The following is a 15,980-nucleotide window of genomic DNA, read 5'->3' on the forward strand; positions in this document are numbered from 1 at the left end:
TTTAATATTAAAATGAGGAGAATTCTTATGACTGAATTTAAAAAAGCTATCCTTTTAAATAGGAAGGATAATGTTGCAACGGCAATATTGCCCATCAAAAAAGGTGACAATGTGGTGATTATTTATAATAATGAAGTAGTTGCCGAAGTGATTTCGCAGGACGATATTGATATGTATCATAAAATTGCAATAACCCCTATTAAAGTGGGAGATCTGATTTACAAGTATGGAGAAGTCATAGGAAGGGCCACCGACTATATAAATACTGGTCAGCATGTTCATGTAAATAATATTGAAAGTGTGATGACAAAATGAAAATCAGTGCTTATAAAAGGCCGGATGGCAAATATGGAATAAGAAATAAGATTTTGATTTTACCTACAGTAGGGTGTGCAAACGAAACAGCAAGACTTATAGCACAACAGGTGAACGGTGCTGTAAGCATAGTTAATCGAAAAGGGTGTGGACAGATTGGATCCGGTGTCGAAATAATGAGAAGAACCCTTATAGGATTATCAGCAAATCCCAATGTCTATGGAACTGTAATTGTAGGACTCGGGTGTGAAACCACCCAGCCCTACAAGCTGCGAGAGGAGATAGAAAAGGTAAGTAACAAGCCCATAGAAATTATTACTATCCAGGATGAGGGCGGCACACTAAAGGCTATAGAAAAGGGCGTAAAACTCGCAAGGAAAATGGCTGAGGATATGTCAAGACTTCAGAGGGAAGAGGCTGATATATCAAATATTATTCTTGCAACCAACTGTGGCGGTTCTGATGCAACCTCTGGACTTTCTGCAAACCCAGCTTTGGGATACTGTAGCGATGTTTTAATAAGGGAAGGGGGGACGGTAATTTTAGGAGAAACCACCGAACTTATTGGAACAGAACACATACTTGCAGCCAGGGCAAAGGATGAAAAGGTAAAAAATAATATATTAAGCATAGTTAAAGGACTTGAAAATGAGTTTATAAGATTAGGGATTGATGTAAGGGGTGCAAATCCTACACCTGGGAACATGAAGGGTGGGCTCAGCACCCTTGAGGAAAAGGCTCTTGGTGGAATAAGTAAGGGTGGTACAAGTACCATCAATCAGGTAGTTCGTTATGGCGAACCCCCTAAAGAAAAGGGGCTTGTAATAATGGACACCCCAGGCTATGACATTGAATCCGTTACAGGCATGGTTGCAGGAGGAGCCCAGATTTGCGTATTTACAACTGGTAGGGGTACGCCCATAGGCAATCCTATTATCCCTGTAATAAAAATAACGGGCAATAAGCAAACCTATGAAAATATGATTGATAATATGGACCTTGACATTTCAGGAGTTATCAGAGGTGAAAAAAGCATCAGCGAGTGTGGCGAAATGATTTTTCAGGAGCTTGTCGATGTATGTAATGGTAAATATACGAAGGCAGAATCCTATGGATTTGGTGAGCTTTCCATATATGGGAATATGGAAGTTTGGTGCTCTTGTCCTTTAGAAGATTAATATAATCCATGGTAGTTGTTGAACTAACCAGGATTATATCAATAATTTTTCAACTAAGTATAAGTGATGTAAATGAAGTATTACTGTCATTCAGAGGAGGGAACAGCAAATGAAGGTTACATCATTAGAACTATATAAGGTAAAACCAAGATGGATATTTCTTAAAATGAATACCGATGAAGGAATCTGCGGATGGGGAGAATTGATATCCGGCACAAAAACTGAAACAGTAGTAGCGGGTGCAAGGGAGGTTGGAGAATACCTCATTGGTAATGACCCTATGCAGATAGAGGATATATGGCAGGTTCTTTATCGTTCCTTCTTTAGAGGAGGTCCAATACACATGACTATATTATCTGGAATCGAAATGGCGCTTTGGGATATTAAGGGTAAGTACTACAACATGCCTGTTTATGAGTTCCTTGGAGGCAGAGCAAGGGATAATATAAAGGTATATTCCTGGATAGGTGGAGACAGGCCTGCGGATGTTGCTAACGAGGCACTTAAGAGGAAAGAAATGGGCTTTAAGGCTGTTAAAATGAATGCAACCGAGGAGCTTCACTATATAGATTCATATAAGAAGATAGACGCTGTACTTGAGAGGGTAGATTCGATAAGAAAAGCGGTAGGATATGACCTTGAGATAGGCATAGACTTCCATGGAAGAGTTCATAAGGCGATGGCTAAGGTTCTAGCTAAGGAGCTTGAAAAATACAGACCAATGTTTATTGAGGAACCTGTACTTCCTGAAAATAACGATGCTCTCGTGGAAATCGCAGCACACACATCAATTCCAATAGCAACAGGTGAAAGACTTTATACAAGATGGGGGTTCAAGGATATATTTAAGAGTGGGGTTGTTGATATAATTCAGCCTGACTTGGCTCTAACAGGGGGTATTCTTGAGGGAAAGAAGATAGCTGGTATGGCGGAGGCCTTTGACGTAGCTGTAGCTCCACATGCACCATATGGTCCGATTGCTCTTGCAGCAACGCTTCAACTTGATGTTTGTACACCAAATGTGTTTATACAGGAACAAAGTCTTGGAATTCATTACAACCAGGGATTTGATTTGCTTGACTTTGTTAAAAATAAGGAAATATTCAGTTATAATGATGGTTTCGTTCAGGTACCTACAGGCCCTGGGCTTGGTATTGATATAGACGAGGAATTTGTTAAGAAAATAGATATGGAAGGTTTACACTGGACAAATCCCAAGTGGAGAAACTACGACGGAACAGTTGCCGAATGGTAAAAATAAATTTATTTCATGGAGGCGTATTTAGATGAGCGATGTACAAGTATTAAATGGAATAAAGGAACATGGTGTTTGTGCCATAGTAAGGGGAACCTCTGCAGATTCACTTTGCAAAATAGCAGATTCACTCCTTGAGGGTGGAGTAAAGACGATTGAGGTTACCTTCAATACACCAGGTGCCGCACAAATGATAGAAGAGCTTGTAAAGAAATATGGAAAGGAGATGCTGATTGGTGCTGGAACAGTTCTGGATTCAGAAACTGCAAGGACTGCCATACTTTCAGGAGCATCTTTCATATTATCACCAACACTTAATATAGAGATGATAAGAATGTGCCAAAGATACAGCGTTCTTCCTGTTCCAGGTGTTTCAACCCCTACAGAGGCCTTAACAGCCTGGGAAAATGGTGCGAGAATAGTTAAGGTTTTCCCAGCGGGAGTATTTGGGCCAAACTATATAAAGCAGTTAAAGGGACCTCTGCCACAGATAGATATGATGGCGGTAGGAGCAATAAATTTAGAGAACTTTGCTGATTTCATTAAAGCCGGAGCATCTTCAGCAGGTATAGGTGGAGAGCTTGTAAACAAAAAGCTTGTTGACGAGGGGAATTTTGCTGAAATTTCCAGAAGAGCAAGGGCATTTGTAAACGCATTTAAAGAAATCAAAGGCGTTTAATTTAGCAGAAAGACAATATATGTATTCACAAAGTATAACTGTTGAGAATAAAACTAAGCTTAATGCAAGACCTGCTTCACAATTTGTACAGGCAGCTGGAAAATTTAATTCTCAAATAACAATAGAGAAAAACTGCAAAAATGGAAATCTGAAATCAATACTTTTTATTGCTAACCGTCCCTCTTTTTCGCATAGGGGACTCAAGTCAAGGCAGCCTGGCAGAGCCTTTGAAGCTATTACTGGTGGAAACGATGTGGCAAGGTTTATATAATAGGGGATTAATATTAAAAGCCCTAAGGTGTTTTGCACTTTAGGGCTTTACATTATGACATAGAACCACTTGTTTTTGCATTAGCATTAACGGACCTATGAATAAATAGAAAATCTATATATCTAATTAATACATAAATCACAATTGAAACAGATAATAGTTCTTCAATTTTCACCACATATTTTAGTGCAGCTATGCTTTGATTTGTTTTTATTAGGAACCCATTGGTGAGATTTTCACAGGAGAAAATCCAAGCAGGGCAGATAGACATAAATAAGAATTTTGATTTCTCATGCTTTTGGGAAAAACTAATGGAATTAAATTGCTTTACATATTTGGTTCATATGCCAAGGGAGAAAATACCCAAGGAAGTGATGTAGACATAGCAGTTTTACTTGAACACAACTATAATCCATTAGATAAAATAAATATTCTTGGGGACCTTATCGATATATTGAAACGAGATGATATTGATCTTGTTATATTAAATTCTTCAAACTCAGTTTTGAGTTATCGGGTTATAAAGTACGAAAAAGTTGTTTATCAGGAAAGTGAAGAAACAAAGGTACTTTTTAAATGTAAAGTTCTTAAGAAATACATGGACATGGAGTATTTTAGAAGAAACCAGATGTATTATATTAGAGAATGGTTTAAGAGTGAAGTGGAGGAATAATGCTAAACAGATAGCAAATATGGCTTCGTTCAGAAATATTTCGTACACGATAATATGAAAGTAGATGAAGACATTAAAATTGGTATTCTACAAAATCGACTAAGTGATTTTTTTAGGTATATTGACTATATTAATAAGTGGTTAGATAAAAATTGTCAGAAAATAGGAATGGACATACTCTTTTAGGTATGGCTATTTTCATTGTTGTTATTTCTTCAAAGTGATCGATATCAATGTCTAAAATATAGCAGAGGTAGAGAGACGATTTCTTAAGGTCAGATTTAAAATGAGGTAATTGAGGGAGCATGTTAGCATAATGCTCTGCTGAGGGGCAAGCCTTAAACTGGATTTTACGGAGGATATTGGAACACATGTACAAGCTCTGATATAATATATGTGAAATACTTATAGAATAGGAGAGCACATTATGTATCCAATTTTGTATTTCTTTCTATTTCTAAAGCCAAGCCTTAAAAGGGATGATATAGGTGAACAGGTACTTAGGGCTATAATTGGGCTTATACTTACATTCATTGTTTACTATCTAATTGTACCCGACAGAACCCTTTCATTTCTCATTTCAGCCCTGTGGCTTCCAGCAGTTATCCAATTGATATTTTCAATTGGTAGCTTCATATCAGGGAAAGAGCCCATAAGGGAAGCAGGATTTAATATTCTCGCAGCCCTTCTTCTCTTTGTTTTGTGCATTGGCTACAACCTTTACCCATATATAACAGGAGAAGCAAAAAAACTTGCAAAGATGGTTGAAGTTACGGAGAGCATTGAAAAGGTATCAAAAATTGATGCTCAGCATGTAATTGTTATTTCTCCTGAAACAGCATACTATGAAATGCAGAAGATGCTTGGAACCCTTCCAAACCCAAGCATTTACAGGATAGGGGAGCTTGGAGTAACCATGACCAAGGATGGTGCTATATATGTTGCTCCAATTGAAATTGACGGTTTTTTCCCGGCCCTTAGCAATGGAGAAATACCTGGAGTTATTTACGTCTCAGCTGAAAAACCATCTGAGGCAAAGGTAATAAGCGTTCCCACAAGGGTAGCAGATTCTTTGCTATTCAGTAAGGACCTTAATAGATACCTTCGTTCCTATAAGAAGAGTGCAATACTCTTCCAGGCCAATGTTGAGCTTGACGATGAGGGCAACCCATACTATGTTGGAAGCTACGGACATTATAAATATGGAAGGAAGGGACCTGTTATAGACGGAGTGCTTCTTGTATCCTTCAAGGATGGAAAGGTTACAGACTACACGAAGGAAAAGGTTCCAGAGTGGGTTGACGAGATATATCCTTCCGATGTTTCAGAGATCTACAATAGTTACTCTGGAACACTGCAGGATGGACTTTTAAATAAGCTTACAACAAAAAAAGGAGTTCATATCCCAACCAAGTGGAGCTCGCAAACAAGCGTTGCGGGGCTTCAAGTGAACTCGGATGAGGTTACCGGGGTAATAGATGCGGATGGAAGGCTTAAGTGGTTTACAGACCACACAAATACTTCCAATGCATCAACAACCATGACAGGCTATACCCTCATGGACATGAGAACGGGGAAGGTTGTTTACTATAAGACTCCAGGATATATAAACGGAAAGGGTGCCATGAATGCCGTTGATAAATCCCTTGGGGCTAATAAGGCAAACTGGACACCTGTTCAGCCCTTATTTTATAACCTCTTTGGAAGCGAAGCATGGGTTGTTCCAGTTGTCAATAAGTCCGATGGAGCACTTGTTAAAATAGCAATAGTTGCTGCTAAAAATGGCTATGTAGTAATTGAGGATACCAAGGAGTTTGCAATCGAATCCTTTAAAAACGCCATAGCCTACGGAAAGATAAGCGAAGTCAGCGACAAAAACGCTAACAGTGTAAAGGCCGAGGAAAAGACAATCACAGGCAAGGTTGCAAGAATAAACTCAGTGACTGAAGGGGGAAGCACGGTTTTCTACGTTAAACTTGTTGGACAGGATACCATCTTCATGGTAAATAGGAATTCAGGAATTGACATTGTGCTTACCCGTGATGGAGATGATGTTGAAATTAAGTATCTTGATATTAAGGACAATGGTATAGTATCAACCACAGGCTTTAAAAATAACAGCGTGAAATAAAAGACGCAGGCTCCTTGTAAAGTAAAGGCGACGGATAAGAATAATGAATATGAGTTTTGGTGCAAGCCACCGGAAAGAGGATAATTCATTTCCCCTTTCTTTGGTGGTTTGCACCTTTTTTCATAACTACCGTTAAGGAAAAAGTAACATGACATGGAATTTTAGCTATTCTTTAACTGGATTCGCACAGTTTCTCCCATAAATTCTTTTCTGCACCCTGCTCCAGTTAATTGCATCATTTATTGCATTTTTAGTTCTTCTAAAGATATTTTACTTAATAATAAACAAAGAGAAAATACTGTGGATAGACACTGGAAAAAAGTTTTTGGGTTTCTCTGCTACTCGATAATATGGTGTTGACTTGTTTAAGCAAAATGTTTATAATGATTTTTAGGTATATTTGAGAATAATTTTCATATTCACATTGTCAACTTGATATACTGTTTATTACGTAATCTTGAGGAGGAAGTTGTTATGAAAAAATTTTTAGCTTTAGTAATATTGCTTCTATTCTCTACAATCATTTTTATAGGTTGTGCAAAGGAGAGCAAAGAAACCAATGCAAAAGATAGTAAAAAAGTAGTAAGTACTATAAAAGGGGACGTAGAGATTCCATCAAACCCTAAACGTATAGTTGATATTTCAGGCTCCAGTGAGGAATTGATAATTTTAGGACATACCCCAGTAGCCACTGCAAACACAGACCCATATAAACCAACAGAGTTTGCATCCTACATAAAAGATAAATTAGGTAATTCCAAGATTGTAGGTTTTTATATGTCAGACACCATGAATATTGAAGCCATATTACAAGCTGATCCGGATTTAATAATAATGAGCCAAAGACAAGAAAAGATTTATGATCAATTAAAGGAAATTGCACCAGTTGTTATGATAAAGGACTATGCTAATGATTGGAGAACTAAAATGCTTGATATAGCAAAATTATTTAATCAGGAAAGTTATGCACAAAAGTGGCTGGATGAATATGATAAAAAAGCTCAAACAATTGCAAAGGAAATTGTTGAGAAGAATGGAAAGCAAACCTATTTAACGGTGTTAGCAAGTGCTGGACAGTTCTACATTTTTAGCGATGCAGGTATTGGTGCAATACTTTACAACGATATGAAATTAGACAAGCCAGCTAAAATGCCCGCACAGGAAGGAATAAGTTTACCTGTTGTTACTTTAGAGGGATTATCTCAAATTGATGCTGATCATTTAATTGTTATTGCAACTGAAGAGGATAAGAAAAATTTAGAAAATAGCTCTGTTTGGAAAAATATTAGAGCTGTTAAAGAAGGCAATGTAACTATGCTTGAAAGCACTCCATACTTTGGACAAGGATATTCACCGATTGGAAGAGAATTGTTGTTAGATTTGATAAAAGAAAAGATAATAAAGAAATAATTTTTTTAAGGGTGGCAAAAAGGGGGAATACCTTTGTCATCCTCTTATTGTTTTAAGTGTTAGGAGTGAAAAATAACGATGAACGATATAAGAGCCATGGACAATAAAAAAGGTATGACAAGAAAAGGTATAACTTCTCTCGTTATAATTGTTTCACTGATTATATTAGTTACAGGTATAGCCTTATCAATTTCATTGGGAGCAAAACAAATAAGTCTATCAACGGTATTTGGCAGTATTTTTTATGAAAAAGAAGGCATAAACTCACAAATTGTAAGAGACATAAGAATACCAAGGGCAATCGCAGCAGCTCAAGTAGGGGCCTTATTAGCTGTGTCTGGTGCCATTATTCAGGGGATTACAAGGAATCCCATAGCAGAGCCATCTATTTTAGGAATAACACAGGGGGCTACTTTTACAATAGCTGTGGCATTAGCCACTCAAAAGGGAATAGGTAGTGCAGGGTTAATGATATTTGCATTTGTTGGAGCCAGTATAAGTGGATTTTTGGTTTACTTTATTAGTTCAAGGTCTATAAAGGGTGTAGATCCAGTTAAACTAGCTTTAGCAGGAATAGCTTTAGGAACTTTACTGATATCATTGGCAACAGCCATAGCAATGTATTATAACTTGTCGCAACAACTAAGCTTCTGGATTTCAGGGGGATTAACTACTGCAAAGTGGTCGGGAGTTAAATTGCTGTTTATCGCAGGAACTATAGGAATGATTGCTTCTATTGCAATATCACCACAAATTACAATACTGAGTTTAGGTGAAGAAATAGCTGTCAGCTTGGGACTTAAAACGAATTTAATAAGATTTTTAGGCATTATAATTGTAATTTTATTAAGTGGCAGTGCTGTATCAGTAGCAGGAAATATTTCTTTTGTAGGGTTGATTGTGCCGCAAATAGTAAGGGGGTTAGTTGGAACGGATTATAGATATATTATTCCATGTTCAGTGGTAGCAGGAGCTGCACTATTGGTTTATAGTGATATCATTGCCAGAATGATAAATCAACCATATGAAACTCCAATCGGTTCACTAACTGCATTATTAGGAGTTCCAATTTTTATTTATCTTGTTAGAAGGGAGAATAGAGGCCTTTGATTAGCTTAAATAAAGGAGAGAAAAGATTTTTTTGGATTGCAGGCTTATTGTTAGTATTAATTGTTTTAGTTTTTATAATAAGTTTAAATTTGGGATCCTTTGCTATGGAACCGATTGATGTAATTAAGACTTTATTTGGACAAGGGACTAGAAAACAAGAGATTGTTCTTTTTAAGATGAGGCTTCCGAGAATAATAATAGCTATACTCGTGGCAACAGCCTTAGCCGTATCAGGAACAGTCCTTCAAGGTATAACTAAAAATGATTTGGCTGATCCCGGGATATTGGGTATAAGTTCTGGGGCTGCATTAGCTGTGGTTATGTACATATATTTAATGAATGGAAATGTTTATGATGGTGTCAATAATATGACTATTTTTACCATGCCAATAGTGGCTTTTACAGGAGCGGCTTTTGGTGCTTTTTTAATATATGTTCTTGCCTGGAAGAAAGGTATTAACGCTAATAGATTAATCTTAATAGGGATAGGAATAAACGCAGCATTTAATGCTTTACTCATAGTTTTTCAACTCAAGTTTACTACTCAGGAATTCAACCGTGTTATGGTTTGGACTTTAGGAAGCTTATGGGGAACTGATTGGAAGTATGTTATAACGATTTTTCCATGGATAACAATTTTGGCTATTACAACTTTCTATAAATCTCGATATTTGGATGTTTTAAATTTAGGGGATGAACTAGCTATAGGTTTAGGGGTCCAAGTAGAAAAAGAAAGAAGAACTATGCTTATTTTAACGGTAGCTTTAGCAGGAATTGCTACAGCGGTTTCAGGAACGATATCCTTTTTAGGGCTTGTATCGCCACACATAGCAAGAAATTTAGTTGGTGCAAAACACAAATTGTTAATACCAACATCAGCATTGGTTGGAACACTGCTTTTATTAATAGCTGATACCATAGCAAGAAATTTATTAATTCCTGGAGAAATGCCTGTAGGCATAATTATTTCAGTTATTGGGGTTCCATATTTTATTTATTTAATGATGAAACATTAGTGGGGAGGTCAATATGAACATTATAACAACTCAAAATTTATCTATAGCCTATGGAAACGTTGAGATTGTCAAAGACTTGAATTTGAAGATACCTAAAGGAAAGATTACTACGATAATAGGAGCAAACGGATGTGGGAAATCTACTATTTTGAAAGCAATTGCAAGAATCCTACAACCTAAAAGCGGCAAAATTTGCTTAAATGGAGATGACATACTAAGAAAGAACTCAAGGGAAATAGCAAAAATCATGGCATTTTTACCTCAAAATCCTCAGGCACCTAAAGGTTTAAGTGTTGAGGAGTTGGTCGCTTATGGAAGGTTTCCTCATCAAAATGGGTTTGGAAAGTTGAGGAAGGAAGATAGGAAGGTAATCGATTGGGCTCTGGAAGTTATAGGAATGAAACAATACAGAGACAGGCCTGTTGACACATTATCAGGCGGACAAAGGCAAAGAGTTTGGATAGCAATGGCGCTGGCACAGGAAACAGAATTGCTCCTATTGGATGAGCCTACAACCTATTTGGATCTTTCACATCAACTGGAGATACTTCAATTGCTTGAAGATTTAAATCGAAAACAGGGAAGAACGATCGTAATGGTAATTCATGAGTTGAATAACGCAGCAAGATTTGCAGATTATATGGTAGGTATAAAAAAAGGTAAAATAGTATGTGATGGTAAACCGGAAGAAGTAATGACAAAGGAAAATCTAAAAAACATATTTAGTATAGATGCAGAAATAGTAAAAGACCCTAGAAACAATAAACCAGTATGCGTTACTTATGATTTAATTAATACATGTTCTATGAATGTGATCTATTCAGATTCAATTATGTAGATTAAATTATTGTGTATAAATATAAATTACATGTGTTTTTATAAAGCTTGTAAATAAAATATTTTGAAGGATTACAGAAACATCTCATGCTGCGATACTACCTCAGCTGCTTTTTTGCTTGGATAGGTAATAAACGCTAGCATGCAAATAGGGACAGGTAAGAACTTTTGACACTATGAAAGTTCTTACCTGTCCCTTATTTTTTCTTTTATTTTAGTATAATATTGTAAAATTTTTACGATATTTTGAATAAATAGAGAAAATTGGTGAAAACTGTGCAAGTAACCAGTAAGTTAACCAAATAGATAAATGAAACGAGGTACCTGACATCAGATAATGCCTGGAAGCACAGGACCATACTCAGGTTCTTCTACCTCCAGTATGAAAAGATGAGGTACTGGATGTACAATGAAGAGTTTTTAAAGAGCTCAAAAAACACGAGGAGTTTTCAGAGTACACCATGGAACAGATGAAACAGGATTTAGATAACCTCATTGAGTGGAAAAACCTTATCCCCATACATGATATATCAAAGGTTGCAAATGTTGAAGAATTTAAAAACAAGCAGTTTCGGTATCGACTCTCTGTACAGGTGACAGGCTCATGAGTAATGAGTTTTGAATTATTTTTGAAAAAGTCAAGAATCATTAATTATGTGATTCGCATAAAGAAAACCAAGGGAAGAATTCAAGGGAGCTGCTTGCCATGCTTTTCAAAGATGTAATAACAGAGAGTATATATTTGGAAAAGTGCAATAAATTTATTTTCAGTTGCTATAATAGTTTACGCAAATTTTTACTCGAAGATAAATGGCTATCCATTAGGTTATTTGATACCTGTATTATGGTTGATATATTATGGTTTACTATTAGATACTAAATAAAAGTAAAAATACATCAACAAAATATATGCCGCCCAGGGAATATTATGAATATCTACAGAGAACTAGTGAAAAAGTCAATACAAGGCTGTAAAGTAATGTCTAGCAAAGCGTATCATTGATATTGGGTCACATATGATAGCATTTTAGATGGTAGCTCTGAAAAGTCGGCTGCCGCCAGGTCTATAAATCATGTATGCAGATGCGCAATGCCAAGAACAGCTCGTGATAAAAGTAGAAAATCTATGATATTCTATGATAATTCACAAAAACTGAAGACAGTGTCCAAAGATTTTGCACGATACACAGAATAAAAACATAATGTATTTTCAATATCCATAAAACACATATCAAGTAAATCTTTCACAAGAGATATTTGGATATATCGCAGTATTATCACGATTTCTTAATACAATATCTTTCTAAAATTTTCTCTGAATCGGGAACTTATTTACTATTTTAAGGGTATATATTATGTAGTAGCCAATTTATATGATACAGATCGAATGTATCTAGATTTTAAGAACATTTATTTGATGTGGTTGGATAAAAGATAAATGTCAGGAGCCAAATGAGAAGTGGAGGACCATTCATGAGGAATTTTTGGTGCGAGATAAACTTAACGGATATAGAATACAATATAAATTACATTAGGAGTAAAACTAATAAAAAAATTATGGCAGTAGTGAAGGCAAATGCATATGGGCTTGGTATTGAAGAGATTACTTGCTTTTTAAACAATATAGTCGATGCTTTTGCTGTTGCAACGGTAGATGAAGCACTAAAAGTAAAAAGTGATAAAGATATATTAATATTAAATCCTGTATTTACAGATGATGACCTTGATAAAACACAGAACAACTTCATATTTACAGTTGACAATATGGATTCTATAGAGAAACTTGGTGCAAGGGATGAAAAATATAGGGTACACATATATGTGGATACTGGTATGAATAGATTTGGAATTAATCCGGAAAAGCTTGAGGAGTTTATAAAAAAAATCGATGAGAACTATAAAAACATTGAAATAGAAGGGATATACTCCCATCTTCATAATACTGAGAACTACCAATATACGAAAAGACAAATAGAAATTTTCAAACAAACAGCTATAAGATATAGAGAAAGAGTTAAGTTTATTCACCTGTTAAATTCTGCGGGTTTCACAAGATATAACGACCTTATTGATATAGATAACATGCTGAGGATAGGAAACATAATATATGGTTATAGCGGCTATGGAGATGCATTTAAAAAATCATTTAACTTTTTTGCAAAACCACTTAGGGTATATCATGTAGATAAGAATGAGTACATCGGCTACGGTAATAGATTTAGAACTAAAAAGAAAATGAAGATTGGAATATTAGATGTAGGAAATATAGATGGCTTCGGATTTTCCAAAAAGATAAAGCGTAATATTTTCTATGAGTTTGCTAAGATAATATATAACCGTACAAGAAATAGCAGTGAAATATTTTATCGGGATAAGAATGTCAAAATTATAGCTCAACCGAGCATGTGCCATACCATTATAAATATGGAAGGAATAGGAGATGATTGCACATTTAAAATAAATCTTTCACCAATTTTAGCTGACAGCAGCATACCAAAAAAATATAGAAAAGGAGATTCTTATGTATACGTTCAAGACAACAGATAAAGAGATTGTAAATGACTTTAATAGGAGGAATCCTAAAGGCCATATATTTCAAACCTCCTACTGGGCAGACCTTAAGAAGGAATGGGAGGCAAAGTATTTAGCTGGATATAAGGATAATGGAGAAATTGTATTAACGGCAGTTATACTTCTTAGGAAAATACCATATATAAATAAGTATATTGGATACATCCCGAGGGGATTTACCTGTGATTATACAAATAGGGAACTTATAGAGGAATTCACTGCCTATCTTAAAACCTATTCAAAGGAAAATAGAATTTCATTCATTACTCTGGATCCAGATATACATTTAAGGGAAAATGAAGTTGAAGTTGGAGAAGAATACAGGAATATGTTTTTAAATCTTGGATATATAAGCAATATCTCAAAAAACTTTGAAAACATTCAACCAAGCTTTGTATTCAGATTAAAATTTGATATGACAAAAGAAAGGGAAGAAAGAAAAAAAGAAACTTTTAATAATTTTACTAGCAAAACAAGGTATAACATTAAGGTCGCATGTGATAGGGGGCTATCCGTTGAAGTATATGATAAGAATAACATTACAGAGGAAATAATTGATAAATTTTATGACATAATGATTATAACAGGCAAAAGGGATAACTTTATAATAAGGCCACGTCAGTATTTTAAGGACATGATATGTAGGCTTGGCCCCCATTGTAGGCTCTATATGGTTAGGTATAATTATGAAATTGATTATAAAAGGCTGCAGATGAAACTGAAATCTCAGATGGAAAATCGAGAGCGATTGATGAAAAAAAAGTCGGACATAGAAGAAACATTGAATCGTGAAGGGGAAGCTGCAGAGAATTTAAAACTAAGAAAAAAACTTGATGACATAGAAAAAAGGCTTGATGATGCTGAAAGGCAAATTGAAAATTTTAAGGAAAAGATAGATAGCATTTCAGAATACAAGGATAAAAAGGATATGTATCTGTCAGGAGCAATATACTTAAATTACGCAGGCAAGGGGTGGTATCTATATGGAGCATCCCATAACATTCTAAGGGATACTATGCCAAATTTCTTAATGCAGTGGAGTATGATTCAGGACAGCATAGATTTAAATTGCTATATGTATGATTTCAGAGGAGTATCTGGGGATTTGAGCCCTGAAAATCCCCTCTATGGACTTTATAAATTTAAAAAGGGATTTAATGGAGATTTTGTTGAATTTATCGGTGAACTGGATCTGGTATCAGATAGGCTTGTGCATAAAATGTTCAGGTTTGTACTGCCAAGGTTCAGGAGAATAAGGGGCAAATTAAGAAACAATAATAGGGAGTCAATCCGGGTTGCACCTAAATTTTTTTAGTATATTCTTTAAAGAATTAAAACCTTTTTTGTTTTAGAACGTGTAATGGGTTAAAGGATAAATAGTATGTAGCCCATCAAAACATGGCAACATATGAATTGAGCTGGTAAAAGGGCTTACTAATGAGGAGGTTAAAATGAGCTTTTTAGCAGAACTATTTAATCATTATGGATATATAGTTTTATTCGCTGCACTGAAACTTGAACTTATCGCTTTTCCCACACCTGGAGAAGCCTTGATGACATATTGTGGATTTCTTGTTTTTCAAGGTAGGCTGAACTGGGGAATAAGTATTATTGCGGCCGCACTTGGGGTCATTTCTGGCATATCGATTTCATATTTTATTGGTCATATTTTAGGTACCTCTTTTTTTAAGAAGTATGGTTCATATATTCATATGGGTCCTGACAAATTGAATAAGACATCAAGATGGTTTGAAAGGTATGGAAATGGCCTATTGGTTACAGCATACTTTATTCCTGGAATCAGACATATCACGGGATATTTTTCTGGCATTACCAAGATGCCTTTTAAAAGGTTTGCTTTGAACGCTTATGTTGGAGCCTTTATATGGACAGGTACTTTTATATCTTTAGGCAGGATTTTGGGCTCAAATTGGGAAATTTTCCACGGATACATTAGAAGATATATGATTATTGGTGGCATAGTTCTGGCAGTAGGTTTAATGTGTATCTATCTCTGTAAGAATTATAAAGCTCAGATCACAGAGTTTATAATTAAATCTTTAGAAAACTCAATTAAAATATTTCATTCTCTTGGAAAGATAAAGGTGGCAATAGTTGAGGTTGCCGTAGTCTTTGTTGGCCTATCTATTATTGTGGTTGGACTAATTCAGGACTTTTTGGCCAATGAATTTAGCCAATTTGATACTATTGTAACTTATTTAGTGAGCTTGATCCTTTCAGAAAACTGGTTCTCTTTTATGAAGCTTTTTGAGTTTTCAACTGCCCCAGAAGTGTTGATAGTATTGATGTTATTGACACTTACATGGATTATGCTCAGAGGAAGGAATCGATTCCTCGAAACGAGATTCCTTATCATTACAGTTTTAGGTGGGGAGCTGCTGTAGGAAGTATTAAGGATTATTTTCCATCGCGTGGGTCCATTAGGTTTATCCTTAATTGGAAACAATAAATATACATTTCCAAGTGAACAAACTTACTAGTAGTAGTTGCATATGGCTTCACAGCTTTTATGG

At 35.6% G+C, this 15,980-nt stretch carries 14 protein-coding genes and 1 pseudogene; all 15 read left to right on the top strand.

What is annotated here, in order from left to right; genetic code table 11:
* Positions 1–27: 27 nt before the first annotated feature.
* The 15 genes and pseudogenes from EDD71_RS00175 (at position 28) to EDD71_RS00245 (ending at position 15,851) form a co-directional block, all read left to right on the top strand.
* Positions 28–315, top strand: a complete 288-nt coding sequence (locus EDD71_RS00175; RefSeq protein ID WP_133626736.1) for a UxaA family hydrolase — start codon at positions 28–30, stop codon at positions 313–315.
* The gene (locus tag EDD71_RS00180) at positions 312–1,493 is read left to right on the top strand and encodes a UxaA family hydrolase (protein ID WP_133626737.1); all 1,182 of its coding nucleotides are present in this window, start codon (positions 312–314) and stop codon (positions 1,491–1,493) included. The genes EDD71_RS00175 and EDD71_RS00180 overlap by 4 nt, the downstream gene beginning before the upstream one ends.
* 109 nt (positions 1,494–1,602) lie before the next feature.
* Complete coding sequence (dgoD, locus tag EDD71_RS00185; RefSeq protein WP_133626738.1) at positions 1,603–2,748, top strand: galactonate dehydratase; 1,146 nt, start codon at positions 1,603–1,605, stop codon at positions 2,746–2,748.
* 31 nt (positions 2,749–2,779) lie between these two features.
* On the top strand, positions 2,780–3,427 hold the full coding sequence (locus tag EDD71_RS00190) for a bifunctional 4-hydroxy-2-oxoglutarate aldolase/2-dehydro-3-deoxy-phosphogluconate aldolase (protein WP_133626739.1): 648 nt from the start codon (positions 2,780–2,782) through the stop codon (positions 3,425–3,427).
* 19 nt (positions 3,428–3,446) lie between these two features.
* On the top strand, positions 3,447–3,698 hold the full coding sequence (locus tag EDD71_RS00195; RefSeq protein ID WP_133626740.1) for an HPr family phosphocarrier protein: 252 nt from the start codon (positions 3,447–3,449) through the stop codon (positions 3,696–3,698).
* Between the two features lie 298 nt (positions 3,699–3,996).
* Entirely contained in the window at positions 3,997–4,371 is a 375-nt protein-coding gene (gene mntA / locus EDD71_RS00200; RefSeq protein ID WP_207669239.1) for a type VII toxin-antitoxin system MntA family adenylyltransferase antitoxin, read from the top strand.
* A 427-nt stretch (positions 4,372–4,798) separates the two neighbouring features.
* Entirely contained in the window at positions 4,799–6,502 is a 1,704-nt protein-coding gene (locus EDD71_RS00205; protein WP_133626742.1) for a hypothetical protein, read from the top strand.
* A 474-nt stretch (positions 6,503–6,976) separates the two neighbouring features.
* Complete coding sequence (locus tag EDD71_RS00210) at positions 6,977–7,912, top strand: ABC transporter substrate-binding protein (RefSeq protein WP_133626743.1); 936 nt, start codon at positions 6,977–6,979, stop codon at positions 7,910–7,912.
* A gap of 78 nt (positions 7,913–7,990) precedes the next feature.
* Positions 7,991–9,022: a FecCD family ABC transporter permease gene (locus EDD71_RS00215; protein ID WP_133626744.1), complete on the top strand. Its 1,032-nt coding sequence runs from the start codon at positions 7,991–7,993 to the stop codon at positions 9,020–9,022.
* Positions 9,022–10,038, top strand: coding sequence for a FecCD family ABC transporter permease (locus tag EDD71_RS00220; protein WP_207669248.1), 1,017 nt, complete (start codon positions 9,022–9,024; stop codon positions 10,036–10,038). Before EDD71_RS00215 ends, EDD71_RS00220 begins: the two co-directional genes overlap by 1 nt.
* Before the next feature lie 13 nt (positions 10,039–10,051).
* Complete coding sequence (locus EDD71_RS00225; RefSeq protein ID WP_133626746.1) at positions 10,052–10,876, top strand: ABC transporter ATP-binding protein; 825 nt, start codon at positions 10,052–10,054, stop codon at positions 10,874–10,876.
* Between the two features lie 356 nt (positions 10,877–11,232).
* Positions 11,233–11,483: pseudogene (locus tag EDD71_RS00230) on the top strand (DUF2397 family protein).
* A gap of 865 nt (positions 11,484–12,348) precedes the next feature.
* Positions 12,349–13,422 carry an alanine racemase gene (alr, locus tag EDD71_RS00235; protein WP_166636272.1) on the top strand — a complete coding sequence of 358 codons (1,074 nt, stop codon included), beginning with the start codon at positions 12,349–12,351 and terminating at the stop codon, positions 13,420–13,422.
* Complete coding sequence (locus EDD71_RS00240) at positions 13,397–14,761, top strand: peptidoglycan bridge formation glycyltransferase FemA/FemB family protein (protein ID WP_133626748.1); 1,365 nt, start codon at positions 13,397–13,399, stop codon at positions 14,759–14,761. The genes alr and EDD71_RS00240 overlap by 26 nt, the downstream gene beginning before the upstream one ends.
* A gap of 136 nt (positions 14,762–14,897) precedes the next feature.
* Positions 14,898–15,851: a DedA family protein gene (locus EDD71_RS00245; protein ID WP_207669240.1), complete on the top strand. Its 954-nt coding sequence runs from the start codon at positions 14,898–14,900 to the stop codon at positions 15,849–15,851.
* Positions 15,852–15,980 lie beyond the last annotated feature (129 nt).

The sequence above is a fragment of the Fonticella tunisiensis genome (genome assembly GCF_004364155.1).
Classification (GTDB): domain Bacteria; phylum Bacillota; class Clostridia; order Clostridiales; family Caloramatoraceae; genus Fonticella; species Fonticella tunisiensis.